This is a genomic window from [Mycobacterium] stephanolepidis (genome assembly GCF_002356335.1).
In the GTDB taxonomy this organism is placed as follows: Bacteria; Actinomycetota; Actinomycetes; order Mycobacteriales; family Mycobacteriaceae; genus Mycobacterium; species Mycobacterium stephanolepidis.
Map to the genome: position 1 here is coordinate 3,533,984 of NZ_AP018165.1, position 20,792 is coordinate 3,554,775.

Consider the following 20,792-nt stretch of genomic DNA (forward strand, 5'->3'; position numbering starts at 1 on the left):
GATGCCGCGCAGCACTACCAGCCGAACCGCCCCCGCGGCTCGCCCAGACGTGGATCCCGCTGGCGTTCGCCCGGCGCGATATGAGTCGCGACGACGAACGTCAAAGCCCCTGTAGCCGCCGCGACCGCACCGCACAGCGCACCGACCTTGACGGCGGTGATCATGACGGCGGTCCAGCGATGACGGGCCATTCTTCGACTTCGGCGCTGCTGGCGTAATGGCCTCCGGCGTCGATAGTCATGACGCCCCACGCCATAGGGTCGTCGGCGGCGGTGTTGCGCCGCACAGCGACGTGGCCGTCTGCGTTCTGTTTGACGGTCTTCGCCGGGAAATCATCTGCGTTAGTCATGAGAACTGCCCTTTCAGTTGGTAGCCCAAGGTCTCGAGGTACTGGGCTAGTGGTGTTTCTTCGGTGGTGCCGCCGATGGTGGCCATGGTCGGGTTGACGAATTCGGCTTGTGCGTTGGTGGGAAACAGATCGATACCCGCTCCGGCGAAATGGCTTTCGCTGCTTTTGACGTGGGCTATGACGTATTCGTGCGAGATCGGGGAACCGTCTTCGGGGTTGAACCTTGTGAGTGGGGGCTGTAGGTGCAGAAGATGAGACGGTTGGTGCCAGTGATCGAGATTGATGTCGATGATTGTCGCGGTTCCCATGGGCCTGTTTTCCTTTCGTTAGAACGTGATGACGTCGACGCGGCCAGCGCCTCCGTTGCCTCCGTTTCCGATGTTGGTGCCGCCTCGGCCGCCGCCTCCCCCGCCGCCGCCTGGGGTGCCACCGTTACCGCCCGCAGCGCCGGTAACCGGGCTGCCGGATTGGCCGCCTCCACCGCCACCGCCGGCACCGCCGCAGGACGTGCCGCTCGGAGCGGACGCACCGGCTGTTCCTGCTGTGGTTCCGGCGCCAGGTGCGGAGCGCGAAACGTATCGGTTGCCTTCCCCGTACTCCGGGGATTCCATTCCGTTGGCGCCCTGCATGTTTGCGCCGTTTCCGCCGCGACCTGGTTTGAGGTTCAGGTCTCCGGTGTCGGGTGCGCTTTGGACGTAACTGCCGAATTTCGACACCGCGCCAGCGGCCGGTACGCCGCCGCTTGCTGTCGCCCCGGCTGTGGCCGCACCGACCGTGATGGCGACCGAGGACGCCACCTCGTCGGTGTACAGCGTCTTCTCTTCACAGCCACCGCCTAAACCGCCCTTGGCGGCCGGTGCCCCTGTAGTGGTGGTGTTCTTGCCGCCACCCGCACCGCCGCCATAGGTTCGGACGATGAACGGTTTGTGTTCAGTCGGGGTGGGGTTGGTCCAGGTGCCGTTCGCTCCGAAGCTGGTGAGTGTTCCGCCACCCTCCAACGCGGTGATGCGGGTTTGGTAGTTGTTGATGACGCTCGCGACGTTGGTGGTGCTGCCCGAACCGGAACCGCCGAACGCCTGCCAAATGGAGTCCTGCAGTGCTTGCACGCCAGCGACCGTGCCGGTGATGATGTTGCCCGGTATCGATGTGATGTTCAGCATCGACTGCGGGAACTGACCGGAAGTGATCTTGCTGGCGTCCAGCCCGGGAATCAGCCCGGCACCGAATACACCCGAAGTGATCTGACCTGCGGGCAGCCCTGGAATACGTGCCAGTACAAGGGTTCCGGTGATGATCTTTGCGGCGTCCAGGTCAGGGATGGCGCTGCTGCCGAACTGCCCGGAGATGATTTTCGAGGCGTCCAAGCCGGGAATCTGGGCTGCGCCGATTACTCCGGACAGCAGAGTTGCGGCGATACTGCCCGCGATGTTCGCGCCCGGGAACGCCTGCAGCTTCGCCTTGATCTGCGCTGGCGTGTACCCCGTGGTGCTGCCGCCATCTATTGCCTGCCCGATCGCATCACGGATCAGTCCGAGGCCAGGCACTATGCCGTCGCCGAGTGACCCCGACACGATCTTGGAAGCGTCCAAGCCGGGGATCAGCGCGCCCAGCAGTGTGCCCGAAGTGATTTTCCCGGCGTCGAGATTGGGGATGAGCCCCGTGCCGAACACGCCTGACCCAATCTTGGACGCGTCGAGCACAGGTATAAGCCCGGTTCCTAATGTGCCGCTCCCGATCTTGCTTGCGTCCAGGAGTGGTACCTGTGCGGCAGCAAGCACCCCGGAAATCAGGCCGGCCGCGATGCCGCCGAACAGCTGCGCGGCCGGGAATTGACCTGACGTGCCAAGGAATTGGAGACGGTTCTCGATCGCGACGATGGTCGAGTTCAGGCCGCCGCCGACGGCGTCCTTGATGTTCAGGAGTAGCTGTGGTTCCTGGCCGGACTTGAGTTTCCCGCCGGCGAGTTCGGCGAGCAACCCCTGTGGGGTGAGCATGTTTTGGATGAACGCCACCGCGGCGGCTGCCGGATCGAAACTGGGCGCATTCAGGTCGAACGGGAAGAACGCACGCAACGCGTCGAAGAACGCGCCCAGTTCGTCCATCGGGTTACCGCCACCGGGTAGCGAGGTGATGATTTCGGATAGGACGGACAGGTCGAGTCCTGTTTCCTCATAGATGAACTCGATCACTTGATCGATCGCGCCGTCGATCGCGCCCCGGATCTTTTCGCCAGCCTGTTTGGTGGTGTCGCCGAGCGCCGATTCCCAATCCAGCTGTGAGCGCAGCGGGTTGTTCAGCGAGGCGGCGCCGGCGCCCCGCTTCTCCGGGAACTTGTCGATACTGCGCGGCATCAGCTCACCGGCTGCAGCGTCATCGCTAGATGGGCACCGGGCGTGGCGAATACCACCGAGCCACTACCGCCGATGCGGTACAGCAGCACGTAATAGACCATCGCGGTGTTGGCCGGGATCCGGCCCTCGCCCGACTCCGGGCTGATCGCGCGGGACGGGTTCGCGGTGTCGGACCAGTGTTCCCGGACGTGTGCGATGGTTTCCGCGTCCAGAGTGGACGGGTCATACAGGGCGCGCCCGACCAGCGTGCCGGTTTCCGGTGCGCTGGTCGAGCCTTGCGGGAGCGCCCGCACCTGAACTTCGATCTGTGCGCTGTTGAACAGTCCGCTGCGCTTCCACCGCAGATGTCCGTCGACCTCGGGGTAATAGGCGGCGGGCTGTCCCGGAACGATGAGCGTCGCAACGATGTTCCATGTCGAGCCGTACGTGCCACCGGTGAACGAATTCTCGGGGACACTGAGCTTCTTTGGGGTGCCGACTGGGCTGCCGCCGCGGATACCGCCCGCACCGCTGGCGAGGGTGGAGTCGTAGATGAGGGCTTGGCCGTCCTCGATGGGGCCGACGAAGTCCTCGGCCTCGAGGATTCGGGCGTTGTCTCCTTGCGGGCCTGGAATCAACGGGACGTCGATCGAGAACGACGGCTCCAGATCCGTACCGCCCGGAACGACATTCAGCTCCAGCGGATACGTGATGCCACCCGACGGCGGCGCCACCCCGCGCGCGAAGACGTGCACGATCGGGGTGGGTCCGGGCGGTCCGGGGATCGCGCCCAGGATGATGCGCCAGCCGTTGCCATCCCAGATATGCCAGTAACCAGCGATGTACCAGGCCATTCCGGCGTCGGCGTCACCGAGGTCGTCAGGCAGGTCGACAGGCAGGTTGATCGTCGAGCCCCACTGCGGGCGCCAGAACGGCGACATGTCGCCGCGGTCGCCCTTGTCGCCTTTGATGGCGTCGAGGACGATGTTGTCCTCGCCGGGCATCAGGGTGAATGTGCCGATGATGGTTTGTGGGTCGCCTGGGTTGCGTGGCGCCGCGTAGAACAGGGTTCGGATGACCCTCTCCCCCAGGAAAATCGGCTCGGTGGGGATCAGTGCAGACGTCACGGCGTGTCCTCCTTGGTGTCGTCGCTGTCGCGGTCTTCGGGTTCGTCTTCGAGATCGGCCAGGTCGGCGGTGTATTCGTCGCGGTCCTCGGCAGGTACTTCGGCGTGGCCGCGGTCGTAGACGCGTTGGCCTTTGCGTTTGACCATGTCGATCAGGGCGTCGCGCACATCGGGATCCAGCTCGTCGATTTCCTTGGCGCGGGCGCGTGCTTCACGGCGCGCATCCCGGCTACGGGCGCGCGGGGTGTCTTCCTTCTTGACGACCCATTCGACGGCGTCGACGAGGCGTCCGCTCTGATCCGGCAGGCGCCGCGCCCGAATGAATGCCTTCTCGTCGTCGACGTCGACGCCGGCCAACGCGCCGTGGAACATCAGCAGCTGCAAATGGTCTTCCGGCAGGCCAAGTCCCCATCCGTTCGGGCCGACGGCGTCGCGGAACGCCGCACACAGCCGGTCCTGCCGGGCGAAGATCTCGTCGAGTTCAGCCTTCGTGAACTTGCGGTCGTACGGGAATTTCGGGAAGACCTTGCCTTGCTTCTTGTTTCGACTGCTCATCAGAACATGTCCCCGCTTCCTGCCAGGAGGGCCGCGAAGTTCGCGACGTTGCCGATGGTGCGGAACCCGCGGGCGACCGGGTCCTCGTCGCGGGAGTCGTCGCCGAACGAAACGGTGGGCCGGCCCGACGAGGTGCGGTCGCCTTCGGCCTTGATCGCCATGATCTGGTCGGTGTAGACCACGCCCCGGATTTCCGCTGAGACACGATCGCCGAGCCAGAAGTCCTCGCCGAGGATGTACGGTTGGCCGTCGCCGACGTCGAACTTCATCGACCGGTACGGCTTCATTTCGTAGTCGCCGGCGGCCAGTTCTTGGATGGCGTTGATTACGTATGCGGTGCCGCCCGGGTTTTTGAAGTACTCACGGAAGGCGTAACTTCCGGTTTTCGCGGACCGGATCGGGTTGACGTACCGCATGAACGCCAGGAACACGTCGTCGAGCTGGCCTTGGTACAGGTTGTCCAGACCTTCGACGCCAGCGGCCTCGACGCCCATGATCACTTGGGCCAGTTGCGATATGCCGTAGCGGATCGCGAACGTGATTGCCTGGTTGACCCATTGGGGCGATTTGCCGCCGACGATGATGTCGGTGGCACGCGATTTGTAGATCCGTAGTTTGCGGCGGCGGATGTTTCCGTATCCGACGTCTCGGTAGACGAATGGCGGCGGCTTCGGGGAAACCAGCAGCAGTTTCCGGAAGAACGGGTCGACCTCGCCGTCGTGGTCGGCGTCGATCGGGATCAGGGTCTCGGTGATCAGGTCATCGAGGGTGGCGGCGAACAGGTTGATTGCGCCGTCGAGCATGGTGCCCGTCGGGCCTGTCACGCCGGACTTGTCTTCGAAGCTCAGGATGACGCATGCGCGTGTGGGCTTGAGGATTTCGGCGAGTTCGGGGCCGAACATCGTGTACGGGGCGGGGTCGCCGGGCAGCCACGTGTAGGCGCGGCAGATGACACCGGCGTCCTTCATGACCGGCGACAGGACGGTTTGGGAGTCCTTCCAGCGTGAACCGATTGTGCACCAACGTGATTGGTCGAACAGACCTGCAACAGGCATGATCTGCACCGGCCAATTCAGCGGCGAGAGGTTCTGCAGCCACGATTCCGGGGCGAAGATGTTGCGCGGTACCGGGAAGAATCCGTTGAGCGTGAACAGCCGAATGCAGTTGAAGAACATGGCCGTTGCGCAGGTCGTGATCGTGGGACCACCCCACAGGAACATCTTCGGCAGCTGCACCTCCATCGGGAAGATGGGGTTGGCTGCGAGGTAGATCCCCTTGAGGTGGCGTCGATTGGAAATGCACTTAAGTGTTGTGACGGCAGCCTTTCCGGCTTCCTCGTCGTCCTCGATGACCTGAACCTTGCCGCCCCAGCGGGTCCGGAAATCGTGCGGCTTGTCCGGGTCGGGATCGATGGTGATGTGAATGTCTTCGTCGTCACCGATCTGGTAGGTGATGATTTCCCGGAGCCAATCGTTGGCCTTACCGGAGAACGTGATGTTGGCCTCGCCGTCCTCGGTGGCCAACTCTTCCCAGTCCCACTTGTCGAGGTTCTCGACGCGGGCGATGAACCGGAACTCCTTGTCCCAGATACGAACCAGTGGCGCCTTAGTGCGGCGGTTCATGTACGCCCAGCGGCGCTCCAGCAGATGCATCCGCAACTCGGGAGTGAACTCGCCTGCGAGCGTCTTGGGGTCCAGAGTGAGGGTGGGCGCGGTCACGCGAGCGCGCTTTCGAAGCGTTGCGGCAGCTGGCACCAGATCTTGCCGCCAGCCTGGTTATGCGAGACCGGGATCGTGGCAACAGTTTTCGGCGGAATCGGCACCGAAAATCCCTGACCGCGGAACCGCTGCAGCAGCGGCAACCCCGAATCCCCGTAGTTACTCAAGATCCAGTTCAGCAATTCGCTGTTCCGGATGAACTTTTTCACCAGGTTGTCGGGCGGATCTTGAGCAGTGATCGCGATCCGGTGCGTCGGGTCGGTGTCGATTACGCAGTGCTCCCCGGGGTTCAGTTCGGGGACGTCGATCATGTTCGCGTCACGAGTGCGGGTGAACGTGCCGAGGATTTCGTCGACGAACGGGATCCCGAACAGTCGAGACAGTTTCGGCCAGTCATCGAACGGGTTCTCTTCGCTCGACACGATCGCGTTCGGCCCGTCACCGAGGCGCACCTTCGACGGTGCAGTCTTGGACGCCTGCACAAAGAAGATCGGCCACGCCGGTTCGGTGGAGCGGTTCGCGATCCGAATGAATCCGAGGCTCGGTCCGCCGGGCGGCCGGATGAACGGCGGCGGCGCAGTGTCGGGTCGGTGCCAGCGCGGCTCCCCGTCAGCGGCCAAAATGATTTCGTGCAGCGCGACCCGCTGCAGCGCCGGGTCGTCCGGCAGCGCGCATTTCGGCGCTTCCAGCAGTTGCATCGGGATCCACAACTGCCCGTGACGGCGCGTTGTCACCGTGAAACACCCGGTGGCGTCTTTGCGGCAGCCGCGCCAGAACCGGGCTTCGGTGTCGTACCAGCCCAGAGAGCTGTCCGACATCAGACCCAACGTGAACGAGATCTCGCGGCGGCCGTCGACGGTGCGCTCGAAGCGCGGCGGACCGTAGGCCGGGGTGGTCCACACGCCTTCGAACGGGACGTGCACCATGCCGTCGATCGGGCCAGTGATGAATGCGCCTTCGCTACCCGCGAGTTGCCCGGTGAGCGGCCAATACCGGCCGTCCGACCCGATCCATGCACACGAGACCGCTTCTCCGCGTGCAGCGGCGGACAGCTTGGACCACGGCACGTTCCGGCGGGGCCCGATCAGTTGCACGCTCGTCATCAGCGGCCACCGCCGACGGGCTCGTGCGTCATCTGGCGCGGTGTGTTCAGCAGGACGCGGCGGGTTCGGTCGGCGATCGAGCGTTCGTCACCCTGCGGGTTCTGGATGGTGACGTGCGTGGACTGGTCGATCGGCCCATTGCCGACCCCGGGTGGCATCCCCGACCCGGCATGTCCGGCGCCCGCGGACAGTGAGGGCAGCATCGAGGAGACCTCGGGCACCATCCCGAACGGCAGGCTCGACGTGGCCCCGCCACCATCGAAACTCGCGCCCGGGAACCCACCGCCGGCACCGCCCATGCCCCCGGCACCGCCCGCGCCGCCGAGCAGCCCACCGGCGAACCCGGTGCCCTGAGGGGTGTACTTGATGCCCATGATGGCCTTGGCCAACTTGACGATGCCAAGGTCTTCGATGTTCGGCAGGAACGAGCCGTCCAGCCCGAACGTCTCCATGAGTCCGCCGCCGAAGATCTTGCCCAGCTCGCCGACGTCGTCACCGCCGCCCTTGCCGCCAGCTGCGCTCTTGGCTTCCTTCGCGGCGGTGAACTTTCCGCGCTTGGCGTCCTCGAGGTCGGCTCGTGCGTCTCCGGCTTCACGTTTGGCTTTGTCCAGAGCGCCCTGCGCCGAGAGCTTCTCGGAATCCTTGGCGTCGGCTTTGAGTTCACGCAGCCGCGCCTCGGCCTCTTTCACGCGTTGATCGGAGTCTTGAACCCGTTGCTCGGATTCGCGGACCTTGCGCGGATCCGCCTGGTAGTAGCCCGTTTCACCGCCTGGTCCATAGCCGGGGGTGCTTCCGGGTGGGCCGGCCTGGTAACCGCCGCCGCCCATCCCGCCGCCGCCACCGGTGAGCATTCCGCCGCCGCCCATGCCGCCGGGGCCTTCCCCGTACAACTGCGGCAGGTACATGTGTTGGTCGAACTGCGGGCTTGTCGCGCCGGCCGCGCCAGGGCCGACAAGGAAATTGCCGTGCGAGCCACCTGATTCGGCGTTTGTGCCATCGGACAACGTCATCGCCATGTGGCCGTCGTTCGGGTTGGGGCCGTGGTCGTACCAGCCGACGGTGATGGTTCCGGGGCCGCCGATACCGCGACGGAACCCGCGGGCCGTCAACCACTGTTCGGCGTTCTTCGTGTTCATCAGCGCGCCGTCTGGCATGCCCATCGCCCGGTTGATGACCCGGGAGACCATTCCCGAGCAGTCGTTGCGGTTCGCCTGGCTGTAGGCGGTTCCGACGAACGACTGCGCCGCCATCACATCCGGGCCGCGCAGTCCGCCGACCTCGAACCCCTGGACCGCACCGAGGCGCCGCCCGGTTTCCAACCAGATGTCCAGGGATCGTTTTCCGCCGTCGAGCGGGATGAATGCCTCACCACCGGTGGATGGTTCGGCCCACTGCACCAGTCCGGAACCGGGCACCGCGGGCTGGATCACTGCACGGTTGGGCAGGGTGCCGCCGTTCGCGAACGAGGCTCCCGAGTCCCACACGTCGAAGATCCCGCCGGTTGCCCGTGCTGGAATGAACGAGGACACCGAGCCTGGCATCGGTGCACCGGCGGGGCCGACCGCCACAGGCAATTGCGGTGCTTGCGCTGCCCATCCGCGCACCATTGCTTCGATGTCTTGCTTGGCTTTCGTGGTGTCTGCACCGACCGGCACCTCTGCGGTCTCGTTGCCGATGGACTTGCGCCACGCCTCGAGAATCTTCTGTCCCTCAGCGGTATTCGCGGTGACGCTGACTGTCTTGTCGGGCAACTCGTGTACCTGGATTCCCAGTGCGGCGAGCTTGGCCTGAACCTCGGGGGTGTTCTCGGAAATCTTGATGGTCTTGCCATCGGGTAGGGACGCGGTGACGTCACCGAGCGCCGAAGTAAGACGTGCGGCCGTGGCCATTTCCTCGCCGGTGGCCTGCACCCGGTGGCGCAGATTGAACAGACCGTTCGCGGCGCCGTCGAGCTTGTCAGCCAGACCCCGCATGTCCTCGCCCCACGAGAACGCGCTCTCGGACATGTCGTGCATCCGTTGGGCGCCAGCCTTATCGCCCGTCAGCGACGCGAACGCCGAGGCCGCCTTGAGCGTGAACCCGACCGTGTTCCCCAGTCCACCGACCAGCCACGACAACGCATCCAGCGCGTCCGACGACATCCGCAGGATCGTTTCGCCGAACAGGATGACGCCCTGCGTGGCTGCACTGAAGAATCCGATGATCTCCGGTTGGTGCGCTTGCACCCAATCGGTAAGCGAGCCAAGGCCATCGTTGACGAACGTGAACAAACTGGACGCCAACGGTTCCAGCGCGGTCGCGGTGTTGTTCTTGAAAATCTCCCACTTCTGCTCGAAATCGTCCGTGTCCGCAGCGGTGTCGTTGATCGATGCCCCGGTCGATTCCAGCGCCGACTGCAGCGATTGCAGGTCCAACGCCCCGGACTTGATCGCGTCGAAGAACGATGCACCGCCCTTGTTGCCGAAGAACTTGTTGGCGAGGTTCTGCGCGCCAGCCACATCGCCGGTGTCGTTAAGGCGCCGAATCTCTGCGATGGTCTGCTGCAGCGCCTCTGCGCCGGTCTTGCCGCCCTTCGCTAGTGCAGCAAGGCTTTTGGTCAGTCCGCCCTTGAGCATGGTGTCGGCGTCGAGCCCGGCCTCTTCCAGAGACGTAACGAGCGCGGCGCTTTGCCCGAATGAGAGCCCGAGCGCGCGCAGCGGCGGGCCCGCTTTGGTGACGGTCGCAAGCAGCTCATTGACCGGGATACCTGTGCGCTGATAGGCGCCGAACAACGAATCCAGCGTCGACTGCTGGTCCTTGGCCTCCACTCCGAATGACCGGAATGCCTTGCCCAGCCCGCGGACATCGACGGCTTCACCGGTCAGCCGGCCAAGGTTCGCAACGGTCTTCGCGACACTGTCCAGTTCCGGCCCAGTCAGGTGCAAATCGCGGTTCACCTCGCCGACGACCTTGCCGAGTTCGGTAAACGGCAGCGGAACAGAACGGCCCAGGTTCTTCACGGACAGTTCCAGTGCGTCGAGCTGGCCTCCGCTGGCGCCCGTGGTGATCTGCAGCCGGTCGAACGTCTCATCGAACTGGGATCCGAGGTCGTACAGCTCCTTGCCGAGTGTGACTACGCCCGCCGCTGCAGCGGCCAACCCAGCACCGACCGCCGTGCCCAGCGCGGCGGCGGCAACCGAGGCTTTCCCGGCCATCCCTTCGAAGCTGAATCCAAGGGCATCGACATCGCCGGACGCCTTAGCGCTGTTGTGCCGTTTCAGCGAGTCGTCATACTCTGACTGCGCTGCGGTGGCTTCCTTGACCGCGCGGGCCTCGTCTCGGCGGGCCTTGTTCCGCGTTTCAGTTGCGGCGACGATCCGGTCGTTCGCGGCGCCCTTGCGCTGTAGCTCTTGGAGTTTGGCCTCGGCGGTCGCGAGCTTTCCGGTCGCATCGGCGGCCTTGTCTTTGACCTTGGTGACGTTGTCGTAGGCGCGTACTAATTGCGCCGTCGAGGTGCCGATGCCGTCGGCGAGGTTCTTTCCGAAGTCCTTGCCGAGCTTGGTTCCCAGGCCGCCCACCGCACGGTTCAGCGCCGTCTGCGACTTCGACTCGATACCGTCGAAGGACGGGATAACGGGGAGGGTGTAGTACCCGAAATCCGAACCTGTTGCCACGGTGTGGCATCCGCCTTACCTCAGGTGCAGCGCGTGCCGCACAATCCGCCGCAGCCAGGTCGGCCACGGCTCGACATACAGAGGTGTTTCGATTCGGGTGATGTATTGGAATTGGTTGTCCCACAAACGCAGGAGTGGGCGGCTTCGTAGTCGGCGCCACCGATACCCGGGGCGCCGCGGGTTCACAGCACGCACTCCTTTTCGATGACGCCCCGCACGTAGTCGAGGAATTCGTCGAAGGCGTCGCCGGTCGGGCACTTCTCGGCCAGCTTCTGCCAGGGCTTCTCGCCGCCAATCAGGGTCACGACAGCTTCGTAGTTGCGGCCTCGCGCGAAATCACGCAGAGCGCTCACGGGCCAACGTCCGCGGCGCTTCGGGATCGTGAATGTCAGTCCAGCCCATTTGAGCTCGACAGTTGCCTTGTCCAGGTCTGGTTCATCGGTGGTGCTGGCCGCGTCGTCTTCGGGTGTGGTGTTCGCCCCGCGCCGGTTGGTGTTAGCCATGGTTTTCAGCGGTTCCTAATTCCTGTCGCCGGTTCGCGATTGCCTGTTCCATAGCCGAGACCGCAGGCGCCGTGGGCGACGACTGCGCGGCGTAAGCGGCCTCGCGCTCTCTCAAGGTAGCGACATGTTCGGCTTTCGCTTGCATAGCTTCTATTGCCTTTGCCAGCTCCTCAGGCTTGAGCGGGCGACCAGGATAGATTTCCCCTGTAAGAGCTTGATATACAGATGCGGTAACAAACATATGTTCCGTCCACTGCTCTTTGCCACCGTTCTGTGCGCGCACGATCGCCGACGTCGGTTGCAGTCGACGAACATAGGTCCAGATCTCGCGCAATGACAAAGTGCCCGTAAACCGTTCGGCATATCGCACACCCCAGAAATGCCGAAGATCACTGGCTAGATCGTCCTCATGGTTCTCGAGGATGTTGACCAATGTCGGTATCCCACCGAACCATTGGTCCGGGGCGTCCGGCGTCTCGGGCAGCCGCGACACCCCGACGGCCTCGGCCATCGCGTCGGAAAGCTCGCGGTAGTCGTCGACCGTTACCTCGTCGCCGAACCCGCCTTCTTGACCGTTGAGCAGGTAGTCGACGAGCCGGATCGGGTTCTGGCGTACAAGGTGTAGCGGCCACACCTCCAGGTTCAGGGGAACCCGGATGGTGTGGCCGCGGAACATCACTTCGGCTTCGGTCGCGCCGAGCGCTTCCAGCCGTGCGGCATCAGACGTGGTCGCCGCCCTCGCCGTCAGCCTCGGTGTCGCTGTCGAGCGGCTCCTCGGTGTTGGGCATGTCGGCTTCGACGACATTCACTGTCTGCGCGGTGTTGCCTCGGCCCCTGCGGCGCTTGGCCTTCGGCGGCTCGGCCGCCTCGGCCGACTCCGCGTCCGGGTCGTACACCTTGGCCTCTTGCTTCTCGATCAGCACCGCGGCCGACTTGTCGTCGACCGTGATGACCGATCCCTTGAGGAACTCGGGCTTGTTGACAAGCAATTCCACTGTCTTCATGTCCAGTGCCCTTTCTATGCGGCGCTCTGCTGCGCGGCGAACAGCCGGCGCGCCGAGTCCGGGAAGATCCGGCACTCGATCTCGCGCGGCGTCGCGTCGCCTTCGGCGTCCTTGATGTTCGGCACCCACAGCCGCGCGGGCCGCTTTGAGATCTCGCGACGGATCTCTCCCTTGGCGGTGCGCCGTTCGAACGCGATGTACTCGTTCAACGGATCCGGGACCACGATTTCCGATTCCGTCGAGCCCGGCAGGATGATCCGCTGCATCGCCTCGTTGTCTTCCAGCGCCGACACCTTGCGGGTCAGCTTGAAATCCTTCGACGCGACGATGATCGTGCCGTAACCCCAGGCCGTGATGTCCTTCTCGTCCCATTCGCGGGCGGTGTCGATACCCGCGTCGCCGACCAGCAGACCCAAGAAACCCCACTTGCCGGCGGTCGTCACGAACGGATCGGTGATCGTCGCCGGCAGGTCCGCGGCTGTCGGAGGCGCCGAACCCATCCACAACAGGACATCAGCCTCGGTATAAATCTTCACATTGTCGGGATTGCCAGCCATTGGTGCTGTCTCCTTGTCTGTCAGACGGTTTCGATGGTGAGCACCGCCGCTGCGACGGTGAACGACGCCATGTCGGCGCCGGTGTCGGTGTCCCGCGCGGTGACGAACACGCTTCCGCCGGTGCGGAAGATGTGCGCGATCCCGGGCGGGCAGTTGTCGTGCAGGTAGCCATGCACGCGGCGCGCGACACGATCGGCCAGATCAGAGCCCCGTGCGCGCACGGTGATCCGGATCGTCGGGTCACGTTTGATGGGCCAGTGTTCAGGGCCGCCGTCGTCGTACACGGTGACCAGTGGCGGGCCGGTCCGCACACTCCAGTCCAGTGGCACTTCCTCGACCGTTACCCGGCACGCGTCCCCGAACAGTCCCACGTTCGGGGGCAGCGCCAGGAACGTCTCCAGCGCATCGGCGAATGCGCCGCGGGCGTCTGCGTGTTCTCTCATCGCAACCTCAGCCCCAACCGGCCGAACGCTTTCGACGCCGACCCGTTCTTCGCCTGGTCTTCCTTGGATCCGACGATGCCGCGGACCTGCCGGTCGGTGATGTACTCCTCGACGGTCGCGCCAGCATCGGCGGCTGCCGCGTTCGCGACGGCGTCGAGAGCCTTGCCGAGTCCCTTGTCGTTCTTCGCGATATACGCGATGGTCTTCTTGTTCAGCCGGAACTTGCCTTGCCTGGCCATCAGCTGATCCCTCCTGTCGCCGACTGCGCCAGCACCACAAGCTGATTGCGGTCGGCCCACTGGGAAAGCTGCTCGCCAACCAGCGCGCGGCATTCACGGCCGCGCACGATCAGCCAGTCTCGGTCCCGGATCTGCGTGTCGAGGTCGAGCACGACGGTGAATGCGGCGGCGACGACTTCACCGGTGGCGCCGAACCGCTGCCGTTGGTTACCGGCGGTCACCGCACGGGCGATCACCGTGACCGGCTCCCCGTCAGGGGCTACCGCGCCGCGGTCACTGCGCCCGCCCGCCGCGATGATGGTGACCTGCTCGCCGAGGCTGACGTCTTCACAGAACGTGCCCTCGGCGCGCACATGATCGGGCTTGCCGTCCAGGTCAACCCGGCGCACACCGGGCCCTTGCATTTCGAACAGGCGCGCCCCGAACTCGACAGCGTCACGCGCCGTCAGGGTTTCGGTGTCAGCGTCCACGATCAGGTGACCGACCGCCTTGACGACCGCGACCTGCGTGCCCGCGACGTCCTCGAATGCCGGGTGCTCTGCCCAGCTGCACTGCGCCTTCGGGATCCGGCGCTCGGTGTATGTGGGCCGTCCCCAGGCGTCGACGACCGGGGCGTCAGCGTCGATCACCGGGTCACGCTTCACGAGCGTCACCGTGTCGGGGCCGAGATCGAACATGCTCACCATGGCTCGGCCTGCGCGTATCCGGTGAACTCGGCCTGCGGTGCCGCGGTGAGCGAGAGTCCCAGCATCTGTAGGTGACGCTCGGTGAAGTCCAGCATTTCAGCGGCTTGCGCCAACTTGACCGTGGTGGTGCGGTCATCGGTGGTGCGGGTCAGTTCCAGCACCCGAGAATCGGTGACGCCCTCGGGCCCGAACATGGCCTTGACGACGTCGTAGGTGACGAGCTTGGCACGCTCATCGGTCGCCGGCAGGTCGGGCAGCCGCGACGGATCACGGATCCATGCGGCGGCTGCCCGAACCAAGATCTCGGCGAGCGCCCGTTCCGTCACCGACAGAGGGCGGAACATGCCCTCGAACTCGGTGACGGACAAGAAGGGCGTTACATCTGCCACGGCCAGTTACCTTGTCGCTGCCTTGATCTGGGCCTTGCTCATCTTCGCGGCCTGATCGGCGGGAATACCGCGGGCGACGGCGTACTCGCGCCACACCTCGGTAGAGTTCGCCGACTTCGGCCGCTCGATGTCCTCGGCTGGCGTGAGCACGTACCCATCGAGCGCGACGTCCGTAGCGCCGTCGACGACTGCGGGTGCGTCCGCATCTCCATCGTCGACCTGTACCGCTGCAGCCTCGGCGGCTGCTGCGGCGTCGGCCTGTGCCTGTTCGTACGACTCCCGATCGACGATGGCGCCCGCCGCGGTGAGGCGGCGGACGTCGTCGTCATCGAGATCAGAGAGCACCGCGCCGCGCTTAAGCTCGCGCCACACCCCCTTGCCGTCCAGACGGTGCAGGAAATCCGCTGTCAGAACGTATTCGGCTGTCACGGGGTCACCAGCCCGGTAAGCCAGATACCCGCCTTCGGCTGATCCAGCGCGTAGGCAGTCTTGCGGGTGGCATCGCAGCGGAACGACTCGGTCGGTCCACCGTTGGGACCGTTGCCCTCCGGGTACAGACCCGTCACCTCGAACGAGCGGGTATCCGAGTAGAACCCGGTCACACCGCGCTGGCCGACCCAGATCCGGTCCGTCGGGAACGACCTGGCACCGATCGGATCCAGGTTGAAGATCTTGCCGGGCAGCTTGCCGGTGTACTGGATGTTCTCGTTGGCGATGTTGCCCTGATAGACCTTGAGGAACTTCTCGTTGTCCATCAGCACGGGCAGGATTGCCGGGTTCAGCACGACGGTGTCGGGCTCGAATCCGAACCATTCCTCAGCGCTTCCGCCTTCGGCCAGAGATGGCGCCGCAGTGGTGACCTTCTCGATCGCGCGCGCGATGTCGATACGCGGGTTGCCGTTGGCGGTATCCCACGCTGCCGATGCGGCCAAGGTAGGAACGACGCTGGAAGCCAGCAGATTCCGGAACACGCGATCGTCAGAGCGCTTGAACGTGTTGACCAGGGCCGCGATCTGCCGGTTCACCTCGTCGACATCGTTCTCGTCACGCATTTCGCGCGACACCCGCACGCCGATGCCCTTCTTGCTCGCCACCGCGAACAGTGCGGAGCCCTTGCGTCCGGCCGCGACCGGGATCTCGCCGAACTCGGCGACATCCTCGGGGTCACCGTCGAGGAAGATCGGGTCACCGGCGCGGTAGCCGACGATGCCGTTCTTGTTCGCGCCGCCGTTACGGAACAACGTCTGCGTGATGAAGACGTTGGTCAACAGTTCCTTGATCTTCGTCGGAATGAACAGCGGATTGCCGACCATGTCCGAAACAGTGATCTTGGATCCGTCGCTGATACTGACGATGGATGTTGTAGGCATTGTTTCTGTCTCCCTTGCTATTTCAGTCCGGCTCAGATGGTCCGGAAGAGGCCGACGGCCTTGGTCGCTACGACAACGCCACCCGGTTCGGTGCAGCGCCCAACGATGGTGCGTGCGTCGGGGGTGGCACCGGCCGGCGTCACGGTGCCGTTCGCCGCAGCGACGAGCAGCTCACCGAACGCCGTGTCCGCTGCGTAGGTAACCGGCACTTCGATCGCGCCGTACGCGCACGCCACCTTGGTCGGCGGCACGACCGTGTTCAGCACCGACCGCCCGTCGCTGCCAGTCGTCGGCGCCAGCACCAGATCCTCGGGCGCGATCGCGTCCGTGAGCGCGACACCGACGACCTTGAACGAACCCGCCGCCGCAGGCTGGATACGGCCACCGGCCACGCCTTCGACGAGCTGGCCGCCCTTGATCGAAACGCCAGCCTTCGGGGTGTATGTCCGCGGTCCCGTCTTGGTGACCTGAGAAATTCCGGGCATGTCAGAAACTCCAATCCTTGTATCGGGGGTCGTTGCGAACTTCTTCCTCGGCCGTGGCAGCCGACGCCTGCGCCTCGGTGCCGTGACCAACTTCGGTCAACGGCACCGCGGTCTCTGCCGGAATCGAATCCAGCAGTGCCGTAGTGCCTTCCGAGTCGGCCTTCATCAGCGTCAGGAAGTGTTCACGCCGCGGCGCAGTGATCTTGCCCGCACCAATCGCCGCGTCGACAACCTTCGCGTGTGCCTCAGCGATCTGCGTTTCCCGAGCCTTCGCGCCGGCAGCGGCATCGGTCTGCAGCTTGGTCACCTGGGCGGGGTCCATCAGGACGAGACCCGCCTTCGCCACTGCCTCTGCGAGTTCCTTACCTGTGCTGACCGACTGCTCGTCAGGTGCGGTGTCGGTGTCCGTGTCGTCGTCGGTCTCGCTGGACTCCTGCTCGGTACCTGCCAGCTTGTCGAGCGCGGCAAGCACGTCTTCGTCGGTGGCGTCCGGTTCTAGACCGAGCCGCTTGGCGACGTCCTCCTTGATGTCAGGCACGGGGCCCTCCTTCGCGTTGTTACTCACCGAGGCGGATACCTCGGTGTTGTCGGCCCGCGCCAGCGGCGCGGGAGCGGCCGGACGGCCGGAGTACTTGAACTTGTAGGACGAGCAGGCCAGCGCCGAGGCGACTGCCTTCTCGGTGTCAGAACGCACCCCGGAGTCATCGATACGACTCGCGAGACCAGCGGCGACCATTTCCTCAGCGGTGTACCAGGTTTCGTCGGACATCGCCTGCGCCCAGCCCTCAACCGTCCCGCCAGCGCGGTCGGCGTACAGCTTCGCGTAACTGGTCGACAGCTTCTCCAGATGATCGGCGACGCTACGTAGATCCTTCGCGGTGCCGTACTGGCCGGATCGTGCGTCATGCACCATCGCCTGCCCGTACTTCGACACCACCACTTCGTCACTGGCCACCGCGATCACGCTGGCGGCCGACGCTGCCAGGCCATCGATGTAGGTGATCGTCTTGCCCGGGTGGCGCATGATGGCATTCGCGATGTTGATGCCGTCGAACGCGTTACCGCCCGGCGAATTCACCCGCACGGTCAGTTCGGTTTCCGGATCAAGCGCGGAGATCCCGACGACCAGCGCTTCGGCGTTGACACCGAACCATGAGTCGATTTCGTCGTAAATGTGCAGCGTGGCAGTCGGCTTCTCCTCGGCCGATGCGGCTTTCGCGACTGTGAACGTGTACCACTCACGGTTTTCACGGGCCATCAGAACAGCCGTCCTTTCGCGAACGCGAGCGCTTGCGCCTCGGTGTCCTCAGCGCTCTGGGTCGGGTCGCTAACCTCCGGCGCCGGGACCACCGGCGCATCAGGCTCTTTCGGGGCCGCAGCGTCCGGGTCGTCTGCGTCGGGTTTGGCTGGCAGGTCCAAGGATTGGCGCAAGGTGCGTTCGATACGTAGATCCGGAGCGAGCAAGCCGGCTTCGACGAGCATCTTGAGCGCTGCGGCGGTCGCATCCTGCTGGGAACCGATCTTGTCGAACACCAGGCGCGGCGCGCGGACCTCGGTGCCGAAGTTAATGTCGACGAGATCCTCAATGACGTGGGCTTGCCCGATTTCCTGATAGGACTTGGCGGCGGCGTTTACCGCCTGCACGAACGGTCGTTCCTGCACCGCGGCCAGCGCGTAGCTTCCGCCGGTGTCGAGATTCATGTAGTGCGCCAGACCAGCGAGAGCAATGGCCTTGTCGTGGTAAACGATCGACGCGCGGATATCCGGCAGGTTTCCCTGCACACCGAGCAGCGCAAGCGACTGGCCTTGTGCCAGACCGACACCAGAATGCATGCCGCCTTGGAACCCGGATGCGATCTTCTGCATCGCCGCGACTTCCTTGTCGTCGTTCGGCTTCGATGCGGTACCGACCGGGACACCCATACCGTTGCGGCGGGCCACGGCGACCTCAATGCGCAGCAGCTCGTTTTTCAACAGCCAGTGCTTGTAGCTCGATCGCAGGATCGAACGTCCCTGCCAATACCCCGGTCGTTTGTTCCGGGTGTAGACCACCATCCGATTGATCGGGATATCAAGAGGTGCCGGTCCGTACATGACGCGCCCGTTCGATGCCGGCGCAAGCTGCGTGATCGAGTCCAGTCCGCCATCCATCGCGACGTTGAACTTCTGGATAGTCCACTGCGGGCGCGGTCCCAGCTTGCGCAGCACGAACCGCCCATCAGCTTCGCGGCGGTACACCTGCTCAAATACAGCGTGCCCGAACTGCGGTGTAGGACTGGCCACCTCACGCAGGTGCGCCAGCCAGGAAAATCGCCCGCGTGAGCGGCCCGGGTCGTCGACCTCATCGAAACCAACCACCGGAAGATTCATGTTCCGGGACACGAACTGCACAACGTCGGCATCCGCGCCGTTCGGATCGATACGCCAACCGGTTTCGAGGATGGGCAGGCTGATCGCCTCGAGCAGCGACGACACACGCGAATCGTTGTTGTCCATCTCGAGGAACACCGATACCGCTGCCGGGTGCTGCAGATCCGGAACCTTTTCGTACGGATCCCAGTTGACCCAGCCATCGACGAACGGGGTCACGTAGCCCGATTCGCCGACCGGCATCGCCGTCTGGACCCGTTTGGTCACCGGCCTCCCTCAATCCGAACATGCTGCGACACAACGCCACACCTGCGGATTTAGAATGCGGCTCCCAGCGCGTCGAAGTGGCTACTTGTTGTTTCGGGATTTCCGGAGCCCAGCGACGGCAGCGCAGCCGGGGAATCTTCCTCGGCGAATTCCAGCACGCCCCAATGCACTACCGTTGCCGCGATGACCTGCGCAATTGAGCCTTCGCGGTCGTCCCAAACCTTGTCTCCCCGAGGCAATTCACGGGTCATCGCGACCTCTAAACCCTCAGTCAGAATGGGCTGGTTTGTGTGTCCCAGGTCACCGGACATCGCGGCGTCAACAAACCCCTGGAACGCCACCGCGATCTGGCTCGTCGTCGTCAACGTGACATCGATACCCAGCTTTTTCAGATACGGCGCCAACGGTTTCGCCGGATCGTGATCGTCGATGACTACCGCCGCCGGGTCCCACAGGTCCACCAACCGCACGATGTACGCGGCGACCTGTCCGATCGTGGCCTTCTGGTAGTACCCGATTTCGACCATCACGCGACCGTCGATCGTGCGCTGTCCCACCGCGATAGCCCAACGCGCCATGTCGCGCGTCCGGGACACCGCCAGTACCTTCTGCCCGACCAATTCGGGCGCATAATCGGCCAACGGCTCCCACACCTCCTTGATAGGGATGACCGGGTCAATGAAGCGCGCATCGGCGGGCCATTCACCCCAGCCGAGATAGTCGGCCTCCCACAGCGCGATCTTCGATGCCTCACGGCTCTCGATCGCTGTCTTGTAAAACCGTTCGATGTCACGCTCTTTCGAGATCACCCCGTACGACGGCTCGGCCAGCCGCCAGTTCTCGCGGTCCTCACGCGCAGCCTTGCGCTCGATCGCGTCCTTGGGCGGATCCGGTGCTGCGAACTCGATGAACAACAGGTTGGTGTCTTTGTTCAACCCGCGCCGCCGCATACCCGCGAACACATGGCAGTTCGGGTGTTCCGATTCCACGGGCGCCGTCGACGTATAGATCGTTTGGGAATTGGCCGACGCGACCTGCGCACCCTGCAGCGCTGATACCTCGTCCTGCGTCAGGTTGTATGCCTCATCGAAAATTGCCAGGTCAATCTGATCAAGGCCGCGGCCCTTGTCGCCGGATCGAACACCAAACTGCACCGTGACTTCGGTGCCGAGTTTCGACCGGACAACGATCTCGCCGAACCCCTGCTTTCCGCCGGTCATCGACACCACACGGGTTTTCAGCGACGGCCGCGAATTGATGATCGCCTTGACGCGTTTGAACACCGCATCAGAGGTGTTACCGCGCTGCGCCGTGTACGCGATGTTCTCGCCGAGGATGAACAGGCCGAACAGGATGCGCAACACCAGAATCAGCGTCTTGCCCTGCTGGCGTGTGCACACCAGCACCACGTCCGGGTGAGTCCACAGCCCGTCAGCGCGGCGACTGAGTATCTTGCGCATAGAGCGCCACTGCCACGGAAGCGAGCGCTGTTTCGTGATCCGATGCCCGAACCGCGCGCAACGGTCGCCGTCCGTTTCGTCACCGGCGAATGAATGCTCGTGCTTGGGTTCTTGGCGGCCAGTCAGCCGGGGCCACTCACCAACCCATGGCGGTGTGTCCTGTTTATTCGGCGGCGCACCAGCTT

General features: G+C 64.4%; 23 protein-coding genes. All 23 read right to left on the reverse strand.

Translation table 11 applies throughout. The features are described from left to right. Positions 1-14: 14 nt before the first annotated feature. The 23 genes from MSTE_RS25220 to MSTE_RS17595 all read right to left on the reverse strand — a co-directional run bounded on the left by MSTE_RS25220 (position 15) and on the right by MSTE_RS17595 (position 20,607). On the reverse strand, positions 15-164 hold the full coding sequence (locus tag MSTE_RS25220) for a hypothetical protein (protein ID WP_167455693.1): 150 nt from the start codon (positions 162-164) through the stop codon (positions 15-17). Beyond that, the gene (locus tag MSTE_RS17490; RefSeq protein WP_096503100.1) at positions 161-349 is read right to left on the reverse strand and encodes a hypothetical protein; all 189 of its coding nucleotides are present in this window, start codon (positions 347-349) and stop codon (positions 161-163) included. Before MSTE_RS17490 ends, MSTE_RS25220 begins: the two co-directional genes overlap by 4 nt. Continuing rightward, complete coding sequence (locus MSTE_RS17495; RefSeq protein WP_096503102.1) at positions 346-657, reverse strand: hypothetical protein; 312 nt, start codon at positions 655-657, stop codon at positions 346-348. The genes MSTE_RS17490 and MSTE_RS17495 overlap by 4 nt, the downstream gene beginning before the upstream one ends. A gap of 18 nt (positions 658-675) precedes the next feature. Next, the gene (locus tag MSTE_RS25330) at positions 676-2,700 is read right to left on the reverse strand and encodes a hypothetical protein (protein ID WP_096503104.1); all 2,025 of its coding nucleotides are present in this window, start codon (positions 2,698-2,700) and stop codon (positions 676-678) included. Then, the gene (locus MSTE_RS17505; RefSeq protein ID WP_096503106.1) at positions 2,700-3,806 is read right to left on the reverse strand and encodes a hypothetical protein; all 1,107 of its coding nucleotides are present in this window, start codon (positions 3,804-3,806) and stop codon (positions 2,700-2,702) included. The genes MSTE_RS25330 and MSTE_RS17505 overlap by 1 nt, the downstream gene beginning before the upstream one ends. Beyond that, positions 3,803-4,360 (reverse strand): phage gene 29 protein family protein, encoded by a 558-nt coding sequence (locus MSTE_RS17510; protein WP_096503108.1) that lies wholly within the window; start codon positions 4,358-4,360, stop codon positions 3,803-3,805. Before MSTE_RS17510 ends, MSTE_RS17505 begins: the two co-directional genes overlap by 4 nt. Continuing rightward, positions 4,360-6,078: a Gp37-like protein gene (locus MSTE_RS17515; protein WP_096503110.1), complete on the reverse strand. Its 1,719-nt coding sequence runs from the start codon at positions 6,076-6,078 to the stop codon at positions 4,360-4,362. The genes MSTE_RS17510 and MSTE_RS17515 overlap by 1 nt, the downstream gene beginning before the upstream one ends. After that, entirely contained in the window at positions 6,075-7,181 is a 1,107-nt protein-coding gene (locus MSTE_RS17520) for a hypothetical protein (protein WP_096503112.1), read from the reverse strand. Before MSTE_RS17520 ends, MSTE_RS17515 begins: the two co-directional genes overlap by 4 nt. Beyond that, positions 7,181-10,834, reverse strand: a complete 3,654-nt coding sequence (locus MSTE_RS17525) for a phage tail tape measure protein (RefSeq protein WP_096503114.1) — start codon at positions 10,832-10,834, stop codon at positions 7,181-7,183. The genes MSTE_RS17520 and MSTE_RS17525 overlap by 1 nt, the downstream gene beginning before the upstream one ends. A gap of 182 nt (positions 10,835-11,016) precedes the next feature. Beyond that, positions 11,017-11,337 carry a hypothetical protein gene (locus MSTE_RS17530; protein WP_231896912.1) on the reverse strand — a complete coding sequence of 107 codons (321 nt, stop codon included), beginning with the start codon at positions 11,335-11,337 and terminating at the stop codon, positions 11,017-11,019. Beyond that, the gene (locus MSTE_RS17535; RefSeq protein ID WP_231896913.1) at positions 11,330-12,142 is read right to left on the reverse strand and encodes a hypothetical protein; all 813 of its coding nucleotides are present in this window, start codon (positions 12,140-12,142) and stop codon (positions 11,330-11,332) included. Before MSTE_RS17535 ends, MSTE_RS17530 begins: the two co-directional genes overlap by 8 nt. Further along, on the reverse strand, positions 12,057-12,341 hold the full coding sequence (locus MSTE_RS17540; RefSeq protein ID WP_096503116.1) for a hypothetical protein: 285 nt from the start codon (positions 12,339-12,341) through the stop codon (positions 12,057-12,059). Before MSTE_RS17540 ends, MSTE_RS17535 begins: the two co-directional genes overlap by 86 nt. 14 nt (positions 12,342-12,355) lie before the next feature. Next, complete coding sequence (locus tag MSTE_RS17545) at positions 12,356-12,898, reverse strand: hypothetical protein (RefSeq protein WP_096503118.1); 543 nt, start codon at positions 12,896-12,898, stop codon at positions 12,356-12,358. A gap of 20 nt (positions 12,899-12,918) precedes the next feature. Further along, positions 12,919-13,341, reverse strand: coding sequence for a hypothetical protein (locus MSTE_RS17550; RefSeq protein ID WP_096503120.1), 423 nt, complete (start codon positions 13,339-13,341; stop codon positions 12,919-12,921). Next, positions 13,338-13,580, reverse strand: a complete 243-nt coding sequence (locus MSTE_RS17555) for a hypothetical protein (protein WP_096503122.1) — start codon at positions 13,578-13,580, stop codon at positions 13,338-13,340. Before MSTE_RS17555 ends, MSTE_RS17550 begins: the two co-directional genes overlap by 4 nt. Next, positions 13,580-14,266, reverse strand: coding sequence for a hypothetical protein (locus MSTE_RS17560; RefSeq protein ID WP_096503124.1), 687 nt, complete (start codon positions 14,264-14,266; stop codon positions 13,580-13,582). Before MSTE_RS17560 ends, MSTE_RS17555 begins: the two co-directional genes overlap by 1 nt. Further along, complete coding sequence (locus MSTE_RS17565; protein WP_096503126.1) at positions 14,260-14,655, reverse strand: hypothetical protein; 396 nt, start codon at positions 14,653-14,655, stop codon at positions 14,260-14,262. The genes MSTE_RS17560 and MSTE_RS17565 overlap by 7 nt, the downstream gene beginning before the upstream one ends. Before the next feature lie 6 nt (positions 14,656-14,661). Beyond that, positions 14,662-15,084, reverse strand: a complete 423-nt coding sequence (locus MSTE_RS17570; RefSeq protein WP_096503128.1) for a hypothetical protein — start codon at positions 15,082-15,084, stop codon at positions 14,662-14,664. Beyond that, on the reverse strand, positions 15,081-16,025 hold the full coding sequence (locus tag MSTE_RS17575) for a phage major capsid protein (RefSeq protein ID WP_096503130.1): 945 nt from the start codon (positions 16,023-16,025) through the stop codon (positions 15,081-15,083). The genes MSTE_RS17570 and MSTE_RS17575 overlap by 4 nt, the downstream gene beginning before the upstream one ends. A 32-nt stretch (positions 16,026-16,057) precedes the next feature. After that, the gene (locus tag MSTE_RS17580) at positions 16,058-16,510 is read right to left on the reverse strand and encodes a hypothetical protein (protein ID WP_070927152.1); all 453 of its coding nucleotides are present in this window, start codon (positions 16,508-16,510) and stop codon (positions 16,058-16,060) included. Between the two features lies 1 nt (position 16,511). Then, the gene (locus MSTE_RS17585) at positions 16,512-17,768 is read right to left on the reverse strand and encodes a head maturation protease, ClpP-related (RefSeq protein WP_096503132.1); all 1,257 of its coding nucleotides are present in this window, start codon (positions 17,766-17,768) and stop codon (positions 16,512-16,514) included. After that, positions 17,768-19,147: a phage portal protein family protein gene (locus tag MSTE_RS17590; protein WP_096503134.1), complete on the reverse strand. Its 1,380-nt coding sequence runs from the start codon at positions 19,145-19,147 to the stop codon at positions 17,768-17,770. Before MSTE_RS17590 ends, MSTE_RS17585 begins: the two co-directional genes overlap by 1 nt. 50 nt (positions 19,148-19,197) lie before the next feature. Next, entirely contained in the window at positions 19,198-20,607 is a 1,410-nt protein-coding gene (locus MSTE_RS17595) for a hypothetical protein (protein ID WP_231896914.1), read from the reverse strand. Positions 20,608-20,792 lie beyond the last annotated feature (185 nt).